Annotated in this window: 20 protein-coding genes and 1 riboswitch; of the genes, 18 read left to right on the top strand and 2 right to left on the bottom strand. The window is 40.4% G+C overall.

All coding sequences use genetic code 11. The features are described 5' to 3' along the window. The first annotated feature begins 23 nt into the window (after positions 1–23). The 9 genes from MHI25_RS27565 (at position 24) to MHI25_RS27525 (ending at position 5712) form a co-directional block, all read left to right on the top strand. Complete coding sequence (locus MHI25_RS27565) at positions 24–512, top strand: DUF2199 domain-containing protein (RefSeq protein WP_076208636.1); 489 nt, start codon at positions 24–26, stop codon at positions 510–512. Positions 513–1012: 500 nt separating this feature from the next. Continuing rightward, positions 1013–1231, top strand: a complete 219-nt coding sequence (locus MHI25_RS27560) for a helix-turn-helix transcriptional regulator (RefSeq protein ID WP_036681352.1) — start codon at positions 1013–1015, stop codon at positions 1229–1231. Next, the gene (locus MHI25_RS27555; protein ID WP_076129794.1) at positions 1215–1649 is read left to right on the top strand and encodes a hypothetical protein; all 435 of its coding nucleotides are present in this window, start codon (positions 1215–1217) and stop codon (positions 1647–1649) included. Before MHI25_RS27560 ends, MHI25_RS27555 begins: the two co-directional genes overlap by 17 nt. Positions 1650–1707: 58 nt before the next feature. Beyond that, positions 1708–2079, top strand: coding sequence for an iron chaperone (locus MHI25_RS27550; RefSeq protein WP_076277822.1), 372 nt, complete (start codon positions 1708–1710; stop codon positions 2077–2079). Positions 2080–2329: 250 nt separating this feature from the next. After that, positions 2330–3304, top strand: a complete 975-nt coding sequence (locus MHI25_RS27545; RefSeq protein WP_340394653.1) for a phosphotransferase — start codon at positions 2330–2332, stop codon at positions 3302–3304. A 16-nt stretch (positions 3305–3320) separates the two neighbouring features. Further along, positions 3321–3842 carry an AAA family ATPase gene (locus MHI25_RS27540; protein ID WP_076186542.1) on the top strand — a complete coding sequence of 174 codons (522 nt, stop codon included), beginning with the start codon at positions 3321–3323 and terminating at the stop codon, positions 3840–3842. A 24-nt stretch (positions 3843–3866) separates the two neighbouring features. Further along, complete coding sequence (locus MHI25_RS27535; RefSeq protein ID WP_340394652.1) at positions 3867–4730, top strand: hypothetical protein; 864 nt, start codon at positions 3867–3869, stop codon at positions 4728–4730. Positions 4731–4771: 41 nt separating this feature from the next. Further along, the gene (locus MHI25_RS27530) at positions 4772–5272 is read left to right on the top strand and encodes a hypothetical protein (protein ID WP_340394651.1); all 501 of its coding nucleotides are present in this window, start codon (positions 4772–4774) and stop codon (positions 5270–5272) included. 170 nt (positions 5273–5442) lie between these two features. Continuing rightward, on the top strand, positions 5443–5712 hold the full coding sequence (locus MHI25_RS27525) for a hypothetical protein (RefSeq protein ID WP_143763916.1): 270 nt from the start codon (positions 5443–5445) through the stop codon (positions 5710–5712). Positions 5713–5767: 55 nt separating this feature from the next. On the opposite strand, the gene MHI25_RS27520 is transcribed toward MHI25_RS27525, so the two are convergent. After that, complete coding sequence (locus tag MHI25_RS27520) at positions 5768–6601, bottom strand: AraC family transcriptional regulator (protein ID WP_111505655.1); 834 nt, start codon at positions 6599–6601, stop codon at positions 5768–5770. 170 nt (positions 6602–6771) lie between these two features. Between MHI25_RS27520 and MHI25_RS27515 the strand changes: the two genes are divergently transcribed. The 4 genes from MHI25_RS27515 to MHI25_RS27500 all read left to right on the top strand — a co-directional run bounded on the left by MHI25_RS27515 (position 6772) and on the right by MHI25_RS27500 (position 15757). Next, positions 6772–8823, top strand: coding sequence for a beta-galactosidase (locus MHI25_RS27515; RefSeq protein ID WP_340394650.1), 2052 nt, complete (start codon positions 6772–6774; stop codon positions 8821–8823). A gap of 71 nt (positions 8824–8894) precedes the next feature. After that, positions 8895–9003: riboswitch (TPP riboswitch) on the top strand. 104 nt (positions 9004–9107) lie between these two features. Further along, a complete protein-coding gene (gene thiC, locus MHI25_RS27510) occupies positions 9108–10850 on the top strand; it encodes a phosphomethylpyrimidine synthase ThiC (protein WP_340394649.1) in 1743 nt (580 codons plus the stop codon). Between the two features lie 85 nt (positions 10851–10935). Continuing rightward, positions 10936–11922 carry a phosphotransferase gene (locus tag MHI25_RS27505; RefSeq protein ID WP_340394648.1) on the top strand — a complete coding sequence of 329 codons (987 nt, stop codon included), beginning with the start codon at positions 10936–10938 and terminating at the stop codon, positions 11920–11922. Between the two features lie 253 nt (positions 11923–12175). Beyond that, positions 12176–15757, top strand: a complete 3582-nt coding sequence (locus tag MHI25_RS27500; RefSeq protein ID WP_340394647.1) for an alpha-amylase family glycosyl hydrolase — start codon at positions 12176–12178, stop codon at positions 15755–15757. A 91-nt stretch (positions 15758–15848) separates the two neighbouring features. Here MHI25_RS27500 and MHI25_RS27495 read toward each other — a convergent pair whose 3' ends face one another. Continuing rightward, positions 15849–16772, bottom strand: a complete 924-nt coding sequence (locus MHI25_RS27495) for a phosphotransferase (protein WP_076282689.1) — start codon at positions 16770–16772, stop codon at positions 15849–15851. 155 nt (positions 16773–16927) lie between these two features. On the opposite strand from MHI25_RS27495, the gene MHI25_RS27490 reads away from it, so the two are divergent. From MHI25_RS27490 to deoD, 5 genes are all read left to right on the top strand, one after another. Beyond that, a complete protein-coding gene (locus tag MHI25_RS27490; RefSeq protein WP_340394646.1) occupies positions 16928–17809 on the top strand; it encodes an aminoglycoside phosphotransferase family protein in 882 nt (293 codons plus the stop codon). Between the two features lie 249 nt (positions 17810–18058). Further along, complete coding sequence (gene ahpC, locus MHI25_RS27485; protein ID WP_036681373.1) at positions 18059–18622, top strand: alkyl hydroperoxide reductase subunit C; 564 nt, start codon at positions 18059–18061, stop codon at positions 18620–18622. 14 nt (positions 18623–18636) lie between these two features. Then, positions 18637–20166 carry an alkyl hydroperoxide reductase subunit F gene (gene ahpF / locus MHI25_RS27480; protein ID WP_076277814.1) on the top strand — a complete coding sequence of 510 codons (1530 nt, stop codon included), beginning with the start codon at positions 18637–18639 and terminating at the stop codon, positions 20164–20166. Between the two features lie 257 nt (positions 20167–20423). Beyond that, on the top strand, positions 20424–21245 hold the full coding sequence (locus MHI25_RS27475) for a methyl-accepting chemotaxis protein (RefSeq protein WP_076129804.1): 822 nt from the start codon (positions 20424–20426) through the stop codon (positions 21243–21245). Positions 21246–21361: 116 nt separating this feature from the next. Next, positions 21362–22078, top strand: a complete 717-nt coding sequence (deoD, locus tag MHI25_RS27470) for a purine-nucleoside phosphorylase (RefSeq protein ID WP_036681380.1) — start codon at positions 21362–21364, stop codon at positions 22076–22078. The last annotated feature ends 128 nt before the right edge of the window (positions 22079–22206 follow it).

The following is a 22206-nucleotide window of genomic DNA, read 5'->3' as shown; positions in this document are numbered from 1 at the left end:
AGAAACTATAAGGAGCAGAAAACATGAAATGCCCTCACTGTAACAACGAATTAAGTGAACTTCCTTTATGTTACGGAAGTGAAGCACCATATTATTTTTACACTGTACCAGAAGAGAAAAGAACAGAATTAATTAGAGATTTTTGTGTAATTGATGAACAGCATTTCTTTATTAGAGGCCATATTGAAATACCAATAATCGATAGCAAAGAGAAATTTATATGGAGTGTGTGGGTTTCTCTTAGTGAAGAAAACTTTCTGAAGTCTAATGAATTATTGCACGTAGAAGGAAGGGAGACGGAAGAACCTTATTTTGGTTGGTTATCGACTGAACTTTCAATATATCCAATAACTACATTATCGTTAAAGACAATGGTGCATACACAAGAGGTTGGTGCTGTTCCGTTAATAGAATTAGAACAAACGAATCATCCACTTGCAGTTGAACAAAGAGAAGGAATTACAATGGAGAGAGTTAAAGAAATTGCTCATTTAATAAACCATAGTCAGTAAGAGAAAAATTTGAATCTATAGTCGAAGAAGCTGCCGACAGCTTATTAAATCATATCTACGCCAACAGACACCCCTGCAAGGCTAAACTCGGTGCGTAATGTCGTTTAAGCTAACAGGAGACTTTTGTTCAATGAAACAGAGACAGTCTTAATATTTTATTTTCTGCTGACAATGACACTTTTTTATCCAAAAGGCAAACTTTCGGAGGGTATATTCTTGAGGCAGACTAAGCTAACTGAAGTGTTTTTTTATAAGTTGTCGCCCGTGAAACACTCAACGTCACCCGTACTCCTATTAGGGAGTTAACGAGTGGCGTTTTTTCATGCCCGATTCTACAGATGTAGTATCAACAAGGCGTGCCCTAAATCATTACACCTATAAAGATCACGGGTTAAATTGCAATCAACTTCAGCTGATGGAAAGTTAGCTTTACATGTATAATCCAATGTGTTATTCTTACGGAAAGTTAACTTTCCATAATTGCTTCAGGAGGTAAGATATTGAAAAACAGGCTTGAAGAGATTAGAAAAGAAAAAGGTATTAAACAAGAAGAACTAGCGGATAAATTGGAAGTATCCAGGCAAACGATTGGTTCACTTGAAAATGGCCGGTATAACCCATCCATCATTCTTGCATTTAAGATTGCGCGATTTTTTGAAATGAGTATTGAAGATATTTTCATTTACGAGGAGGAGCTGGGTAATGAAAACGGCAAGTAAATGGGTGCTCTTAACAATTGCAGGTGCTATTATGGTTTATATGGGTGGATTTATTTTAACTGACGAGAAGCTAAAAGGAATTTCCGGTTTGCTCATTGGTGTGGGTTCAGTCCTTGCAGTGCTTGGAGTAGGAAATATGGTGTATTCGTTATGGCTTAATAAGCCCCAGAACAAAATAAAAAATGATGAGAAAGTTAGAATGAGTAAAATTGAGGCTAATGATGAACGGAAAATAAGAATAAGAGAAAAAGCAGGTTGGAAAACTAATATTGTTAACTTTTACATCCTAATGGCTCTAACTGTTGTATTTAGTTTAATGGGAGTAGATCAAACTGTAGTCACTGTGTTATGTGGTGTTTTTGTTTTTCAAATCTCCTTAGGAATCTTCCTGTTTAATTATTATGCTAAGAGAATGTAATTGGAATGACGTAACATCAATTAGACCATTCGAAAATATTTTATTAGGAGAGAATGACATGGAAGTATTTGCAGAATATTTAGCGCAAATTGATAACCCGCAACATCGGGAAAGAATGGAAGAGGTTTTAGCTTGGGTAGCTGGTAAATTTACTGATTTAAAGCCAAAAGTTGCGTGGAATCAGCCTATGTTTACCGATCACGAGACTTTTATTATTGGCTTTAGTGTATCCAAACATCATTTGGCGGTTGCCCCTGAAATTGCAGGAATTAATCGTTTTTCTGATGAAATATTGCAGGCAGGTTATGATCACACCAAGCAGTTGTTACGCATCCGGTGGGAAAGTCCCGTTGATTTCTCATTACTTGAAAAAATGATCGAGTTTAATATTTTGGATAAGGCAGACTGTTCAACTTTTTGGCGGAAATAAAACATATTATTTAGCGTTCAATTCATTTTAAGCAAATTTATAAGTGGAAGCACCAGAGGACAAGTCACTTTTAATATGTGATTTGTCTTTTTTATTTGAATTCTCAGCACGAAATATTCAATATTTTGGAAGGTGGATGGAATGTTGGAAGCGAATTTATACACGTTAGTTCAACCTGCTGAATGATGAAAAATGGAAGTGAGACAAATGGCTGCTGTAAGCGAGAGCCAATTCAGATTGGAGGATGAAAATGCCACTAAACGATGATCAACTATTAGAGCTATTAAGAGGTCAGGGTATTCCTGAGATTCTTGAGATTAAAAGAACAAAACAAGAAATACGCAATCGAGCAGCACTCAATAAAATAGAAGTGTATACGAAAGACAATAAGGTTTTGTCGTTATTAGAGAAAATTACGAAGTCAGATCATATCCCATTTGAAAATACTATTTACAATCATTACTCTACCAAGGATGTATCTATTCCGAGAGTCTTTTTTAATAAATATGATACAGTTGGACAAGAAGGTATATTGTTGATGGAAGATCTGACCCCGACACATAACAATTTAGCAGACTGGGAAGTGCCTATTGATTCTGATAAATTAGCAAACATTATTGATGTGATCGCACAGTTTCATTCTGCTTCTTGGGAGACAAGCGAGTTAGCTCATCCCGAGCATTTGAAAAGTATAGAGCATTATTTAAAGCATATTTCGTATTTGGAGAGAGATTATCTGGATTTTAGAAAGCACCAGACTTATAACCTTGGGGAAGAACAGTTTAGTATTTACGAGAAGTGTTTACTTAGCTTGCGTGAAAATGCCCAGAAACATATTAGTCGTATCTCCAGATATCAAAATACAACATGCATCCATGGTGATCTAAATGTTGGCAATTTATTATATCCGATGTTCAGCAGTTCAAGGCCGTGCATCATTGATCTTGAAGCAGTGAAGGTTGGGCTTTGTACCGAGGATCTCGTTATGTTATTTATCCACGATTTGTTTCATGGCAGTGAGGAGACTACACGTATTTTTGATCTGTATTTTCATTCAATTAACAATAAAATCAGGAGCGCATACACGTACACACAATTTGTGGAGGACGTTAGATTATCGATTATGGAAGGAATCTTTTTTCCAATAAAGTTATTTGTCCATGAAGGAATTAAGGATGGGGAGCTTATATGGAAATCGATATATGCTTATAAGAATCTATTCTGAAAGGAAGTGGCCCTCGTTGTTTTTTCTTCAGATGTCTGGATACCCCGGATCAGGGAAGTCTTCATTAGCCAGAGTAATAGCGCAGCATACTTCTGCTGTTATTCTTGATCACGACATTGTAAAGTCTTCTCTTATGGAATCACTTGGAGCAAACATTGGGTTCAAGGAAGTTGGAAAAATTTCGTATGACATTGAATGGGCTTTGATAGATTTCCACTTATCTCAAGGTCATAATGTTATACTCGATAGCCCTTGTTTATACTCTGAAATGATAGAGAGAGGATTGAATCTGACCCGGAAATATAATGTGGAATATAAATATGTAGAATGTCTATTAAATGACTATGATGAGCTCAATAATAGACTGCGAAATAGAAAAAGAATGATTAGCCAGATTGAAAGAGTGCCTTCTGAAGAGACATTGCTAAAAACTATTGAAAATGCTAAAAAGCCATCTAATGTCAGAATACATATTGTTAATACAAAGGAACCGATTGAATCCTATATTAAAAGTGTCATTGAATACTTAAATACTTAGCCTAAATTTTGAGGAGGGGAACAGATGGATTTTGAGAAAGCAGCCCATTTCATTTGGACACATGGCAGATTATTAGAAAGAAGGGTTTTTGAATATATTTTCCACGGTGGATCAATGAGCAATGTTATGACTTCACTAACAGCCTACCAAAACGAAGATGGTGGGTTTGGAAATGCAATAGAGCCGGATTTACGGGTACCCGGTAGTCAGCCACTTTTCATGGAATTTGCACTACGTTTTTTATATGACTGTAACATAAAAGACGAAGAACTTTCTCAAAAAGCATGTGATTATATTTCAAAGCATGCTGATTTAAAAAAAGGGATTCCAACAATATTTCCTTCATCAGCAAACTATCCAAGAGCAGAACATTGGAGTAACCCTCTTTCTACAGAGCCATCATTTAGCAGACTTACTGGTCTTGTCGGGCTTCTTAAGTGGCAAGGGATAGAACATTCCTGGCTTGATAAGGCGACAGAAATTTGTTTGGAAGATATTCACGCACAAGCATATGACGATGCGCATACAATTTTGACTGCATTTTATTTATTGGAAAGCTTACCTCAATCGGATTATATCAAAGGATTATTTCAAAAATTATCTAAGGAGCTTATTACTGCCAACTTCTTTTGTATGGATGCCGCATCCCACAGTTATGGACTCTCTCCTCTAGAATTTTCGCCATCACCCAATTCTTACTGTAGCAGCATATTTTCTGATGAAACCATTCTTGATCACTTAAAAGTATTAGAACACCAACAGGAGGATGATGGAGGATGGCAGATAAAATGGGAGCCTCCCGGTGAAACAGCGAGGTTGGAATGGAGAGCCTATAAGACGCTAAAGAGTTTGATGATACTAAATTCATACAATAAGATTAATCTATGAGACTATTAAGGAGATAATAAACACTCCAAGGAGAGGAACCTATGAACAAATTAAGGGCAATCATAGTTCCGTTATTCTTAATCTTTTTATTGGGATGTAGTAAGGAGCAAATTAGCGATAATTCAAAAAAAGAATATAGCAAAGCTGAACAATTTATTACCGATATGGGCTATCTGATCATTAGTAATGAAGGAATTGTTTCTGAATATTTATTAGATAAAAAACTGCTGACGGAAATGCCATACATACAATATTGGAGTGTTCAAAGTGTTGATCCAATCGATTATATAGGCAAGGAAATAACTACAAGTAAGTTCATCGTTAAAAACCACCCCTTAGATAATGAGAAGGATAATACAAAAAAACAAACCCTGATTTTTCTGCTAGAAGCAGACGATGAAGTGATAGGAGGTTATAGTTTTCCTGATTTCGCTGAATTACATATGGGCTGGGTTTATACCATTGATGGGAATACACTCGAAGAATTGACCGGAGAAGCTTTCCCGAAATGGTCTAAGGAGTGGAATTTAAGATATAAATAATGGCTGGGGAGTATTTATAAAGGAGCAGATATGAAAAAACTAATCCTAGTGCTTGTAGCTGTGGTTATTATTTCGAATGCGATATGGAGTTATTTATATTTCAATAAAGAGGTCGAAACAAATTTAAACACTGGTGTTCAAGTATATACACTTAAGGGTACAGGGGATACATGGGATGTTTTAGATTACAAAATAATAATAAGGATGAAACAGTTCTTGTAAATGAAGCTAGGTCAACGGATGGACCCGTTTCAATATTAAGTAACACTGATATCGCGTCTATAACAGGTCCGTATTCGTATGACGAATTAAATAAAAATAGACAAAATTATGAAAATACCACTTTATCTATTACATGGAATGATAATGAAGGGGAGCTTCATTCCGAAACAATAAGTCTAGATATTGAGAGTGAAATTTCTCTTAAGGATGATCTTTAAGGGTGATAAATCCAAGAGACTATGATTGAATCTCTACGGACTGAAGGAAGATCCTCTACGCCCCAAAAGCCTGCCGGTACTTCACAGGAGACATGCCTTCAAACCTTCTGAACACTTTAATGAAATAGCTGGACTGGGCAAAACCGGACTGAGTAGCAACCTGAGCAATGGAGAGTCCTGTGGAAACTAGTAAAAGCTTGGCTTTAGCCAGCCGACAATCGGTTAAATAACGGTTAGGTGTTTTACCCATAACCACCCGGAACAGCCTTAGAAAATGATAGCTGCTGTACCCGGTCAATCTTGCCATCGATTCCAGAGACCAAGGGCTGGCACATTCGACATGGATGATATCTGCAGCACTGCGGATGGACTGCCTAACCTCGTGCGGTACTGAGCCGTGAAGCGGCTCGGAGTTCTGCAGCAATTTTACTAGAAGCTCATACAGCAGAGCAGATAGTCTTGGCTCGCTACGGGTCACGTAGGAAGCGCTTAGTAGGTACATTTCCTCGAATAGCTCGTCCAGCTTAGCATCCAAATCAAAAGTGAACAGGTATGCACGAGACTGGTCCACTTCTTCTAATAAGGGAAGGACAATTTCAGTGTTAAAATGAACCCAGCGGACATCCCAAGGCTCGCCTGGGTCAGAGCCGTATTGCTGATAAGCCCCTTTAGGGTACAGAAAACCTCGTCCTCTACTCATCGGAATACGTTCGCCCTCATGGAATACATAACCCTCCCCACCAAAGATCAAATGCAGGTTATAGCTCCCCAGAAAACCTTCGCTTCTTCTCTCTGTATGTTGTGGAAAGTGAGTGTAATGTCCCAAAAATTCAGGATAACAGACATATTTCGAAAAAGCCGGTGTCGGCAAATACCATTGTTTCTTCATGTTTGGCAGCACCCATTTCTGTAGCGCAACAGAGCGCAAGTTGGATTAAGGCAATGAACGCAAGATTATTATATGATAGCAATATTTTGTTATATAAGACCTCTTATTATTGATACTACAATAGAATTATAAAATATTGAAAGCATATTTTTAATACTTTGGAGGTAATGATGAAGAAACCTGTCGCAACTGAAAAATTCGAGCTTGGCGTTTGTTATTATCCGGAGCACTGGCCAGAAAACATGTGGGAGGACGATTATCGCCGGATGCGTGAACTCGGCTTTACAATCATTCGGATGGGGGAGTTTGCTTGGTCTATTTTTGAACCGGCAGAAGGGCAGTTTCAGTTCGGGCTCTTTGATCGGGCGATTGATCTAGCACATAAATATGGTCTTCAGGTTGTACTTGGTACTCCGACGGCGACGCCTCCAGCTTGGTTGACTGATAAGTATCCCGAAGTTTTAAATGTAACCTACGAAGGTGTTACACTTCAGCATGGCATGCGCCGTCATTATAATTACAGCAGTCCTAAATACCGGGAACTGTGTGCACGTATTGCAGAACAAATGGCTGAACATTACGGCAATCATCCGGGTGTAGTTGGCTGGCAAATTGATAATGAACTCAACTGTGAGATCAGTGAATTTTATTCGGAGAGTGACCATAAGGCTTTCCGGGAATGGCTACAGCAGAAATATGTTACACTTGAGCATTTGAACGAGGCTTGGGGAGCTGTTTTTTGGAATCAAAGCTATAGTGACTGGTCTCAGGTCTATCTTCCACGTCCGACTCCAGTACCGAAGCAACCCAATCCTCATCAGGCATTGGATGAAAAACGGTTTATTTCGGACAATACAATTTCTTTTGCCAAAAACCAAGCGGATATCATCCGTAAACTAGCCCCTAAGCAGTGGGTAACCACGAACGGTCTGTTCGGGCATCTCGATAGCCATGAAATGACGGATGAACTGTTGGATTTCTTCAGCTATGATTCCTATCCTCAGTTCTCTACTATTTTTTATGACCCGAATGAGCGGAATCCGCTGAATGATAGAGGCTGGGGACTGTCGTTATCTGTTGTTCGTTCGATATCCCCGAATTTCTGCATTATGGAGCAGCAGTCGGGCCCGGGTGGCTGGGTGAACCGGATGGATATGCCTTCTCCAAAGCCCGGGCAGATGCGGTTATGGACTTATCAGTCGATCGCTCATGGAGCAGATATGGTGTTATATTTCCGCTGGCGGACAGCTACGATGGGCAATGAAATTTATTGGCATGGAATCAATGACTATCATAATCAGCCTAACCGGAGAGTGCGGGAAGCAGGGCAGATCGGTCAGGAGCTGGCAGCAGCAGGTCATGCGTTTGTCGGTACTCGTAATCAGGCTAACATTGCTATTGTTCGTGATTATGACAATGAGTGGGATGGAGAATACGATGTTTGGCATGGCCCGTTTATGTGGAAGAGCAATAAGGAGTGGTACAAGGCGCTTCAGCGGAAGCATATCCCGAATGACGTACTCTATTTACGCAAAAAAACAACGCTGGAGGAGCTTGCAAGGTACGACGTGCTTATCTATCCTCACCCAGCGATTATGACAGATGAGACAGCAGCACTGCTGGATGAATATGTTCAGCAAGGCGGCAAACTGATCTTCGGCTGTAGAACCGGCTATAAGGATGGGCGCGGTCAATGTTATATGCGTCCTTTCCCAGGTGCTGCTAAGGATCTATGCGGGATCACAGTTGAAGAATTCACAATGGTTAAGGGCAGTCGTCAGCCAACAACAATTAGCTGGTCGGGCGTGACCGAAGTCGTTACAGGAGCAGATGACTTTAATGATATTCTCAAAATAGAGGAAGCTTCGGTTGAAGTGATGGCGGTTTACGCCTCTGATTATTATGCGGGAAAACCGGCGGTAACTAGAAATCGTCGCGGCAAGGGTGAGGTTTGGTATTACGGAGCCGTATTTAATGAACAGGCAGCGGCTGAGATCATAAATTTAATTGATCTACAATCGCCAGCAGATTGGCTGGAGCTCCCAGAAGAGGTAGAGCTGCAAGTCCGTACCGGAGCTTCTTCCAGTTATGCTTTTTTGCTTAATTATAATGAGACTCCTGTCACGATCCATCTTCATGAGACCAAAACAGATTTACTGAGCGGCACAACATTGTCGGGCGAGGTGCTTCTGGAAGGATTTGGGGTATTGGTGTTAAACTAACGTATACATTGATCTCACATTTGAGTAGATTTGGATAATTCTCTCTTTTCGGTTATACTTTGAAGTAGCAATTATATAGTCACGGGAGCTTGGTGGGACCAGGCTGAGAGGATAGTTATAACTATCGACCGTCAAACCTGATCTGGATAATGCCAGCGGAGGAAATGGAGCTCTATTTCTATTTGTCTACTCTAAGGCCGCATCTTAATACAGATGTGGCCTTTTCTATGTGTGGGGAGTAGACCGTCTCCGCTTGATCAAATCACCTTATAGGAGGAATTGAGATGACAAGCGAATTGAACAACGATCCAATCAATCTATCAGCTTTTCCAGCAAGTCAAAAAGTGTATGTAAAGGGTTCACGGTCTGATATTCAGGTGCCTATGCGGGAGATCTCACTTAGTCCAACTGCGGGCATAGACGGCGAAGAGGAGAATGCTCCAATTCATGTCTATGACACAAGCGGGGCTTATACGGATGCTAATATTCATACTGATATTCGTCAGGGGTTAGAGCCCAATCGTCTAAGCTGGATTGAGGAACGAGGGGATGCGGAAGCGTACGAAGGAAGAACCGTGAAGCCTGAAGATAACGGGAATGCAACGGGAAAAGCTGTGGCGGAAGTGTTTCCAGCGCTCCATAGAAAACCTTTGCGAGCGAAAAAGGGGCGTAATGTCTCTCAAATGCATTATGCACGCAAAGGGATTATTACTTCTGAAATGGAATACGTTGCGATTCGTGAGAATGTGACACCGGAATTTGTAAGAGATGAAGTAGCCCGCGGCCGCGCCATCATTCCAGCGAATATCAATCATCCAGAGAGTGAACCAATGATTATTGGACGCAATTTTTTAGTGAAGATCAATGCCAATATAGGAAATTCCGCAGTATCCTCATCCATAGAAGAAGAGGTAGAGAAGATGAGATGGGCCACCCGCTGGGGTGCAGATAATATAATGGATCTCTCCACAGGTAAAAACATCCATACGACACGCGAGTGGATCATCCGTAATTCTCCTGTTCCTATTGGAACGGTGCCTATCTATCAAGCGTTGGAAAAAGTGAATGGGAAAGCGGAAGATTTAACATGGGAAGTGTACCGTGATACGCTCATTGAGCAAGCGGAGCAAGGGGTTGATTATTTTACCATTCATGCGGGGGTTCTGCTTCGTTATATCCCGTTGACGGTACAACGTATGACAGGCATTGTTTCAAGAGGTGGCTCCATCATGGCGGCATGGTGTCTTGCGCATCATCAAGAGAACTTTTTATATACACATTTTGAAGAGATATGTGAAATCATGAAGCTGTACGATGTTTCTTTTTCCCTAGGCGATGGATTACGTCCGGGTTCGATTGCTGATGCGAATGATGAAGCACAATTTGCCGAGTTAGAGACGTTAGGTGAATTAACAGCTATAGCTTGGAGTCATGATGTACAGGTGATGGTAGAGGGTCCAGGACATGTGCCGATGCACTTGATTAAAGAGAATATGGATAAGCAACTTGAAACTTGTAACGAAGCCCCTTTTTATACATTAGGTCCACTGACTACAGATATTGCGCCTGGTTATGATCATATTACCTCTGCTATAGGTGCAGCGATGATTGGTTGGTTCGGTACAGCTATGTTATGTTACGTAACTCCGAAGGAACATCTTGGCCTGCCTAATAAGGAAGATGTACGTATAGGGGTCATTACTTATAAAATAGCGGCTCATGCCGCAGATTTGGCGAAAGGGCATAAAGGAGCACAAGACCGGGATAATGCTCTTTCGAAAGCCCGTTTTGAATTTCGTTGGCGTGATCAATTTCATTTATCGTTAGATCCTGAGCGAGCGCTCGAATATCATGATGAGACATTGCCTGCGGAAGGCGCTAAAACAGCTCATTTCTGTTCCATGTGCGGGCCGAAATTTTGCAGTATGAAGATCTCTCATAATATCCGGAATACGACGAGAATTGAATCAGGAATGCAAGAGAAGGCGCAAGAGTTTCTCCAAGGCGGGAGCCTCATTTATAGATAACTTTTTCTGCTAAAAAGAAATATCTAAAAGAAGTCGTCATTGGCGGCTTCTTCTTTTATACTTTGAATAGATAGGAGTTGATGAATTGGAAGCGATTCGTTCAGAGGAAGCCATTTTAGAGGATTTAAGTAATAGTTTCTATCATTTTTTTGGATTGAAAGTCCTTCATGCTACCCCAATAAAACGTGGCTGGTTAAATCTTAAATGGAAAATTATAACGGATTCAGGACCATTTCTACTTAAACAATACAACAAAAAAAGATATAAATTGTATAACCCAGAAGAGCTGAACTTTGCTTTTTCTCAACAGAAAAGACTGTATCTACAGGGGCTCCCATGTCCCGAATTGTTGGCTTATAACCATAAAGTTTTATTGGAATCAGATATGGGAGAGACGTTTATGGTTATGGAATATTGTGAAGGGCGTGTCATAGAGCCGGGCAAAATTAACATCCTTCAAATGTTTGATTTGGGTCGTGCCACAGGTAAAATGCATCGTTTATTAAATGATGGGACCCTTAGTTTGAAAAGAACCCCACAATTTATTCCCCAAAGCCCTGAGGAACGTTTAGAACATTGGAATGTACTCCTACAACAATCAAAGGAAATGGGCAAAACTTCACTCATCACTGACCTAGAGATACAACTGAGAGCGACTGAAGAAATAGATCCGGAAATATTCGAAGGACTTGTAGCTGGATGGGCACATCGTGATTTATGGGTTGATAATCTTTTATTTCAAGATAGCCAATTGTCTGCAATTCTAGATTTTGATCGGTTCAAATATGATTATCCGCAGCTTGATGTAGCGCGAGCAGTGATGTCATCTGCTTTAGATGAAGATTTAGATGGAGCACTAGCTTCAGCATTTATTGACGGATATCGTGAGGAACGAACGGTGGAGCAGGGGTATTTAACAAAATCATTGCAGTTGTTGTGGTATATGGAAAGCCCGTGGTGGATTAATGCCGCGATGGACAAACATAGTGTACCTCCAAAACGTTTTGCAAAAGAAATGAATTGGCTGGCTAAGAACCTGAACAATTTACCTGCTATCTTAGGGTACTTATAGTGAAAACGATTGAATTATAGCCTAAAAGATGCATTGACCAGCAAAAGTTTGGCGCCTATAATCTTAACAAGGAAAATTCATCAGATATTGAACCGTTTGTAAACGCATACAATGAGTTTTTTCCTTATTAATCATTGAAGGAGGAGATTAAAACTATTAAGTATTTCTTTTTTTCTCATTTTTGCAAACGTTTGCACATCACGATGGGCTTAAAATCGTAAGCTGCACTTAAAATTATGAGGAGGTTATTTACTTGGTATCCAAACAATCCAGGCGTTATATTTCGTGGTTAATTATTTTTTCACTCATTTTTAGTTTATTTGGTTTATCGGGTGGAGCATCGGCCAGCAATACGGATCATACAGTCACCTATACCAATCCTACAGCGGCAGCTGTGACCTTACATTGGACTACGAATAACTGGGCTAATACTACGGACACGGTGATGACCAAAAATGGAACCACGTTCATCGCCAACCTCAACGTTCAGGAAGGTGCCACCCTAGTTTATTGTTATCACATCACGGCTCCAACGGATAGTTGGGACAATAACGGCGGGAAGAACTGGACGGTTGTTATTCCGGTCGCCGGAAAATACGAAGCAGAGAGTGCATCCCTATCTGGTGGTGCAAAAGTAAATACGAATCACACTGGATATTCGGGCACTGGTTTTGTTGATGGATATACAACTACAGGAGCAGCCACCACTTTTAACGTCCAGGCTTCCGCAGCAGGGTCCTATAATGCCACGCTTCACTATGCTAATGCATCCGGCAGTGCTAAAAAAGTGTCCATTTATGTCAATGGAATAAAGGTTACACAGACAACATTAGCCAACCTGACCAACTGGGATACATGGGCAGACCAAACAGAAACACTCTCTTTACAGGCAGGAAATAACACGCTTGCTTATAAATATGACTCGGATGATAGCGGGAATATTAATATCGACTATGTGACCCTTTCGGCCGGAGCTACACCAACACCAACGATAACTCCTACCCCAACAGTGACACCAACACCTACGGTAACTCCTACCCCAACAGTGACGCCAACACCTACGGTAACTCCTACACCTACGGTAACTCCTACACCAACAGTGACGCCAACACCTACGGTAACTCCTACACCAACAGTGACGCCAACACCTACCATAACACCCACACCAACGCCAACAGTGACGCCAACACCTACACCTACTTCAGCGGGGCTAACCGTTCACTTTAAGAAACCAGCAAGCTGGAATGCAGCGATCCGCATCCATTACTGGAATCTGAATCCGGCAACCGTTCCGACTAGTGGAGCATGGCCGGGAATACTGATGAAATCGGACGGGAACGATTGGTATAGCTATACTGTTCCAAATGCTACAGGGGCAAGCCTGATCTTTAATGACGGCAATGGCAAACAGACGGCTGACTTATCTCGCAGCGTAAAAGAGGGCTGGTATAACTCAGATAACGTATGGTATGATGCCAATCCAGACGTTCCTAAGGTTCCGGTGATATCCGTCTCGCCTGTGCCCAAAACCTATGATTCTGCCCAAACGGTGACCCTATCCAGTACAAATAGCGGCGATAAAATTTATTATACGACCGACGGATCAACACCTACGACAACCTCAACGTTGTATACGACTCCAATCCAAGTACCTTCTTCTTTGACTATCAAAGCATTCGGCGTTAACTCTATAGGGCAAGCGGGTAATGTAGGCTCTTTTGCTTATGTGATTGATCTGAATGCCGATTTGCAAGCTCCGATTATCACTGCGAATCTGCCTGTTGGGAATTCGAGCTCAGCGGTTTCCGTATCTTTTAATATAAAAGACAACAAGGCGGCAACAACCACAGCATATTACACAGATAATGGTACGGAACCAACAATGAGTTCAAAAGTCTATATTTCAGGCAATGCACTGACATCTCTTACCGGACCGTCTATCTTGATTAATAAGACGACAACCTTAAAATTCCTTGTGATCGATGGTGCCGGAAATGAAACTAAACAGAGTTTTGTTTATAACATTGGTAATAAGGGCGATTTTCGTGAAGATACGATTTATTTTGTAATCACTTCCCGGTTTTATGATGGTGATTCGAGTAACAATGAGCATGCATGGGAGGATGCCAAGGCAGGAAATCCGGACTCTGATCCAGCTTGGCGAGGGGATTTCAAAGGACTGATTCAAAAGCTCGATTACATTAAAGCCTTAGGATTCAGTGCCATCTGGATTACACCTGTGGTGCAGAATGCCAGCGGTTATGATTATCATGGGTACCATGCAATAAATTTTGCAAAAGTAGATCCAAGATATGAATCCGCAGGGGCATCTTATCAGGATTTGATCAATGCAGCACACGCTAGAGGGATAAAGGTTATTCAAGATATTGTCGTCAATCATACCGGTAATTTTGGAGAAGAAAATCTGTTCCCGATGTTCAAAAAAGATCCAACGGCGGCGGACACCGTGAGTAACATGCTCAAAATTACGGATAAGCTGCCAGCTAACTATGATTCCATGACCCCGGATCAGCAATATCAGGCAAGACTTGCCTTAATGAAGACTGCGGAGACTAACAATAATATTTACCATACGGAAAAAAGTCTTTCTTGGGAGTCTTACACCGTCCAGACAGGACAGATTGCGGGAGACTGTGTGGACTTAAACACAGAGAATCCTCTAGTGAATCAGTATCTAATCGACAGCTATAATCAATATATTGATATGGGTGTGGATGCTTTCCGGGTCGATACTGTAAAGCATGTAAGCCGGTATATTTTTAACAAATATTTTGTGCCGGCATGGAAAACAAGAGGGGGCTCAGACTTCTTTGTCTTTGGGGAAGTGGCTACTCGGTACAGAGATGTGTGGAACAGTGGAATTCCGGCGATATCAACACCATTTTATACTTGGAAAAGCTCAAAACCCTATCCAGGTGACGGTCAAAATGACTACGCTTCCAATAAGCTATCGGTGGAACAAGAGTGGGCAGATAACTCTACTACAGCAGGACAACCTACCTCGAACAATGCTTTTTTAACAGGAAATACTTATCATACGCCTGATTATTCGAAGAAATCGGGTATGGATGTTATTGATTTTCCAATGCACTGGGCCTTCAAGACTGCTCAGGAAGCATTTAGTATGAGAAGCGGTGATCAATTCTATAATGATGCTACCTGGAATGTAACTTATATTGACTCTCATGACTATGCACCTGACCAAGCACCAGAAAATCAAAGATTTGCCGGCACACAGGACACTTGGGCTGAGAATCTCGCGCTGATGTTCACCTTCCGAGGAATACCTGCGATCTATTATGGTTCTGAAATTGAGTTCAAAAAAGGATCAGTCATTGATGTAGGTCCAAATGCGCCGTTAAGTACAACAGGCCGTGCTTACTTTGGCGATCATATTGAGGGTAGTGTTACTGTTCAAGATTACGGTAAATATACCAATGCTACTGGCACACTTGCAGACTCGTTAAATTATCCTCTGGCGAAACATATCAGACAACTTAATTTAATTAGAAGAGCTGTTCCTGCTTTGCAAAAAGGCCAATATTCTACAGAAAATGTATCAGGTGATTTGGCATTTAAAAGAAGATACACTGATAGTAGCCAAGGAATCGATAGCTTTGCTTTGGTTACAATCTCAGGAAATGCAACATTCACTGGAATTCCTAACGGAACTTATGTGGATGCAGTGACTGGTGATACCAAAACCGTTACCAACGGTGTGATCACAATCAACTGCTCCGGTAAAGGAAATGCACGGGTGTATGTATTGAACGGTAGTGGTGGAATCGGAGAGTCAGGAACCTATTTGAAGTAGGACCTATATAAGTTAACAGAAATAGCCTCAGTTCGGGATGAACCCGTACTGAGGTTGTTTTTATATAGTACAGATTGAAACGTCAGTATTTTTACCCGTGTTTAATGCAAAGTTCTTGCCATTTCATAAGCCAACTATATTGTTCATCGCAGAATTCTTTGGATATACTTTGCAATCCTTGACACTGCACTATTCTTGAGATGATTTGAAAATGTCTGATCGCAATAAAATCGAAAAGAGCCTTAAACTCATTACTACTTATTGTACGTGTTGTACTATAACCCGAATAGAAACGTTCGTACAAACGCATGGTTTGATCATACATCGATTCATTTGAGTGATTAAAATCGGTAGCATCACACATGTATGCAACATCCATACTCGGATAATCACCCGAAGCATCATCGAAGTCCAAAAGAATATATTCACCGCACTCATTTCTGAGCATATTTCCTGTGTGAAGGTCACCGTGACAAAAGCTTTTGGGAAGCCTTGTGATACGTTCCCATAATTCATTGCCGTAATGATTTAGTTCAAGGATTTTTCCTGGGTCAAATTGGAGATCTTGCATATTGGAGATATAACCATCGATGTAATCGAATTTTGTTCTACGGATAAGCTTCTCGGGGTATCGCTCCATTAAGTTATGGAGTTTCCCGATCTGTGTCCCGATGCTCTTCGCCTCGATTTTACCATCGGGTGTTGCTCCCTCGACATAATCGTATAGTATTCCAACGCAGCTGCTAGCCTGACTACTGAGTATAATGTGGCTATCATTCTGTACAGTTCTAATCACAGAAACTGCTGGATATGAGTTAGCTTTTAAATAATCGAGGATGCGAACCGTCTGCAGAGCATCATCCGTTTTAAAGCTACGAAATATTTTGAACATATACTTTTTCTCTTGGTTCTGCAAAAAATACACCCTACCGATCATCTCACGATGAAGGCTGATATTCTCTATATTTATTTGATAGGAGTGTTTAATTTCATTGATAAGGCTATCATATTCCATATACAAAGATCTCCTTCTGATATATATCGAGCTATAAAAAAAGTATATTCTCTTTGTACTTTATAACTAATATATAAAGCTTACACATACCATATGTCACTAGAAAATATTTAAGACAACCAAATAATGCTTGTAAATCATGATTGGAGATATTTATGAATACTATAGACGTCGATTTAGTAGCAAGATTAATAAATGAACAATTTCCTGAATGGTCCGATTTAGAGATCAGACCTGTGAAATTCAGTGGGCATGATAATCGGACTTTTCATTTAGGTGAACAGATGAGTGTGCGATTACCAAGTGCAGTCGCTTATGTTCCTCAAGTGGAGAAAGAACAACAATGGTTACCTTTTTTAAAGAAAGGACTGACGTTACCTATTTCAACACCATTAGCGAAAGGGACACCTACCAAAGAATATCCCTGGCCTTGGTCTATTAATAATTGGCTAAAGGGAGAGACTTTATCCCATGAGAACATTAATGATCTCAATCAATTTGCGAGAGACTTGGGAAGCTTTTTAATTGAATTACAGTCTATTGATGCTAGTGGGGGACCTTTAGCCGGAGAGCATAATTTTTATAGAGGTGGGTCCTTAGCTGTATATGATGAGGAATCTAGAAATGCGATTGAGCATAATAAAGATATTTTTAATGAAGGTCTATTGAAAAAGATCTGGGAACTGGCATTAGACTCTGAATGGGAGTCAGAACCAGTTTGGGTTCATGGTGATGTCGCACCTGGAAATATATTAGTCAAAGACGGACAGCTTTGTGCAGTCATTGATTTTGGCATATTAGGGGTGGGTGATCCTGCTTGTGATGCTGCAATGGCGTGGACTTTTTTTGATCAGGCTAGTAGAAGGATCTTTAAAAAGGTATTAAACATGGATGCACAAACGTGGAATAGAGCAAGAGGGTGGGCTTTATGGAAAGCACTGATCACCTATAATGGAAATCGATATTATTCTAACCCAACAGTAGCGGAAGAATCCTTGAATATTATCAATGTAATAGTAGAAGACATCGAATTGTAGAAATTGAACTACATAAAACATGTAAACTAAACCATAATAGTCAATAAGCACGAATGAGCATCAGTCAGATGATAAAGTGTTGTATTTAAATCCGAAAGAAAGGAATTTGTATGAACATTTAGCGACTGACAACGATTATCATATTAGAATTATTATAAATAACTTGACAGGCCTTAATTTGGTTAATTATAATAATTATAAATAGTATCCACTCTATTCATAAATTAAACCCAAAGGAGATTAAACAATATGTCATTAATCGGAACAGAAGTACTACCATTCAAAGCAAGCGCATTTCAAGATGGGAAATTTATCGATGTTACAGAAGAAAACTTCAAAGGTAAATGGAGTGTAGTTTGCTTTTACCCAGCTGACTTCACATTCGTATGCCCAACTGAACTAGAAGATTTGCAGAACCAATATGAAACCCTCAAACAACTAGGTGTTGAAGTATATTCCGTTTCTACTGACACACACTTTACACATAAAGCATGGCATGAAAGCTCCGCAGCAATTGGCAAGGTGAAATACATTATGATCGGCGATCCTTCCCATGTGGTTTCCCGCAACTTTGATGTATTGATCGAAGCTGACGGTCTTGCTGATCGTGGTACATTCATCATTGATCCAGACGGTGTTATTCAAACTGTTGAGATTAATGCTGGTGGTATCGGCCGTGATGCTAGCGCTCTTGTTAACAAAATTAAAGCAGCGCAATATGTACGCAATCATCCAGGTGAAGTTTGCCCAGCGAAATGGTCGGAAGGTGCAGAAACTCTTAAACCAAGTCTCGATCTTGTAGGTAAGATTTAAGGAGCGAAAGCTAAATGAAACTAGATCAAGAAATAAAAGCTCAACTAGCGCAATACCTAGAACTCTTGGAAGGCGATGTAGTACTGAAACTCAGTGCAGGCGCTGACGAGGCATCACAAGAGATGACCGAACTAGTTGATGAAATTGCCAAAATGTCACCTAGGATTACGGTGGAAAGAACCGAACTGTCTAGAACCCCAAGCTTTAGTGTAAATCGTGTGGGTGAAGATACAGGCGTAACCTTTGCCGGAACTCCGCTTGGACACGAATTTACTTCATTAGTATTGGCTCTGTTGCAGGTTAGCGGAAGAGCTCCTAAGGTTGAGCAAAGTGTAATTGATCAGATCAAAGGCATTAGTGGTGAATATAAGTTTGAAACTTATGTTAGCCTGAGCTGTCATAATTGCCCTGATGTTGTACAAGCACTGAATCTTATGAGTATCTTTAATCCGGGCATTACCCATACGATGATTGACGGTGGAGTATTCAAAGAAGAGGTAGAAAGCAAAGAAATTATGTCTGTTCCAAGCGTCTACCTTAATGGTGAATTTTTCGAAAGTGGTCGTATGACGGTTGAAGAAATTTTAGCTAAAATGGGCAGCAGTGTGGACGCATCTGAGTTTGACAATAAAGCTCCATATGATGTGCTTGTTGTCGGCAGCGGCCCAGCTGGTGCAAGTGCAGCCATTTATGCGGCACGTAAAGGTATTCGTACAGGTATTGTTGCTGAACGCTTTGGCGGACAGGTTAACGACACGCTTGGTATCGAGAACTTTATTAGTGTGAAGTACACTGAAGGTCCTCAACTCGTAGCTAAACTTGAAGAGCAAGTAAAAGAGTATGGCATTGATGTGATGAAATTGCAGCGTGTCAGACGTCTAGACAAAAATGACTTAATTGAAGTTGAACTTGAGAACGGTGCTGTTCTAAAGAGTAAGACGGTCATTCTGTCTACAGGTGCTCGTTGGCGGAATATGGGCGTGCCTGGTGAAGCTGAATTCAAGAACAAAGGTGTAGCCTACTGCCCACACTGTGATGGTCCTTTGTTTGCAGGCAAAGATGTTGCAGTTGTTGGCGGCGGTAACTCAGGTATTGAGGCAGCTATTGACCTTGCAGGTATAGTGAAGCATGTAACGGTTCTGGAATTTGCTCCAGAGCTCAAAGCTGATGCTGTACTGCAAGATCGTCTCTATAGCCTTCCTAACGTTACTGTTCTTAAAAACGTGCAAACTAAAGAGATTACCGGAACTGATAAGGTAAATGGTATTTCTTATGTTGATCGTGCGACAGAAGAGACTCACCATGTTGAATTGCAGGGTGTATTTGTACAGATTGGTCTGGTTCCAAATACAGAATGGCTAGGTGACACAGTTGAACGTACTCGCGTAGGTGAGATTGTTGTAGATAGCCATGGTGCTACTAGCTTACCAGGAGTATTTGCTGCTGGTGACTGCACTAATAGTGCTTATAAACAAATCATTATCTCGATGGGATCCGGTGCAACTGCAGCGCTAGGAGCATTTGATTATCTGATCCGTAACTAATCGATATTGTTAGTAACAGCAAGAGAACGAAAGCCCTCACTTTTCACAAAGTGGGGGCTTTTTTTATCTTTTGTGAGAGAGAAATGGGTGTTTGTAAACTTTTTTGGAGGATTTTATGAAGATTTTCGCGAATACATATCTAAAATATGAATTAAGCAAAATTAAGGGTTTAGATTAAATGCATGTATGTAAGGCATGATCTGGTTAGACTTGGTGCGCTATAAATAACGTTTTGCTGGAATGGAGACTATATTTCTGTGATTAACAACATTGAATCGTTAGACAAATTTATCTCACTTATACCAATTATAAAATTATCTATCCCCGCTGATTTATCAATAGCGATATGTGATTTGGAACGGTTCGTTGCTTATTTTCCTGGCGACACCATAAATTTAAACATTAACGAAGGACAACCTTTACACAAAGAAGAACCACTTTACTTAGCGATACAAGAGAATCGTACCTTGAAGTCCGATGTTCCAGCCCACTTTTATGGATTTGAGTTTACAGGTACAGCAACACCTCTTCACGATCAAACGGGACAAGTCATTGGCGGGATTGCAGTTCAGATTCGAAGACAAAGTGAATTAAAAGCCATTGTAGAACAAATCTCGGAATCATTATCCCAAGCCAATGAGCAAATTAATAATATTTCCTATGGCGTAAGTTCACTTTCCGATCACTCTCAGGAACTACTCATTCAATCTCAGCAGGCTGGAAAAGATGTGGAGAATACAACAGAAGTCCTATCCATTATAAACAGGGTTGCTGATCAAACGAATTTACTTGGGCTGAATGCTGCAATAGAAGCAGCGCATGCAGGTGAGAAAGGTAGAAGTTTTGAAGTCGTAGCCAAGGAAATCCGGAAATTTTCAAGGGAAACCGTCGCCTCGACGCAAAACATAAATAAAACCATGTTACAGATTAAGGGAATTACGAATCAAATGGCTAATTCGATAGAGAAGATAGCAGCTATCGGCCAAGAACAGGCGGCATCTGTTCAGCATACTTCTACATTTATTGAGGAAATAAAGATAATGTCCCAAAAACTTAACGAGTTTGCTAATAAATTATAAAAAGAGATTCAGTAGCAGTATTTTTGTCGCAATAAAAGAAAATTTTAAACGTATATTTAAAATCATGAATGGTATAGTAAGATAGTAATGAGTAATCAACATAGGAGGAATAAATTATGTCAACGCCGCACAATGCAGCACAAAATGGTGAAATCGCCAAAACAGTATTAATGCCAGGAGATCCTTTGAGAGCGAAGTATATTGCAGAAACCTATTTGGAGAACCCAACCCAATTTAATACGGTACGTAATATGTTTGGATATACAGGAACTTATAAAGGCAAAGAGGTTTCGGTAATGGGTTCGGGAATGGGAATGCCAAGTATCGGTATTTATTCTTATGAACTATACAAAAACTATGGTGTGGAAAACATCATTCGTATCGGTAGTGCTGGAGCATATACTGATAAATTGAATTTATTTGACGTGGTGTTGGCGGATAGCGCGTGGAGTGAATCTACATATGCCTATGTGCAAAGCGGTGTAGAAGGAGATATCCAGCTGCCAAGTAAAGAATTGAACGAAGTCATTGAAGCAGCGGCTACACGTATTAACAAGCCAGTTCTGACGGCGAGAATTCATTCCAGCGATGTATTCTATCATGAAGACAATGTGCCTGGAGTTAATGAATTTTACAATGAACATGGCTGTGTTTGTGTAGAAATGGAGAGTTATGCGTTGTTCCATAATGCGAAAGTGTTAGGTAAACAAGCTGCATGTATTCTTACCATTTCCGATTCGTTAGTTACTCATGCTGTAACCACGGCAGAAGAAAGACAAAATTCTTTCAACGGCATGATGGAAGTAGCTTTAGAAGCAGCGATTTCTATTTAATAAAAAAGATTAAGCAGCTTAAAAAGTTCTACGAGAAAAAGCTTGAAAGCCTATTAAATTCAGGATTAAGTCCTGATATTTAATAGGTTTTTTTCTCATTTGTAAGGTTGTGGAAATGGATAGGTGAA

Source organism: Paenibacillus sp. FSL E2-0177 (assembly GCF_037992975.1).
Lineage (GTDB): Bacteria > Bacillota > Bacilli > Paenibacillales > Paenibacillaceae > Paenibacillus_AQ > Paenibacillus_AQ odorifer.
The sequence above is the reverse complement of the archived record's forward strand: the minus strand, read 5'-3'. Positions and strand labels throughout refer to the sequence as shown.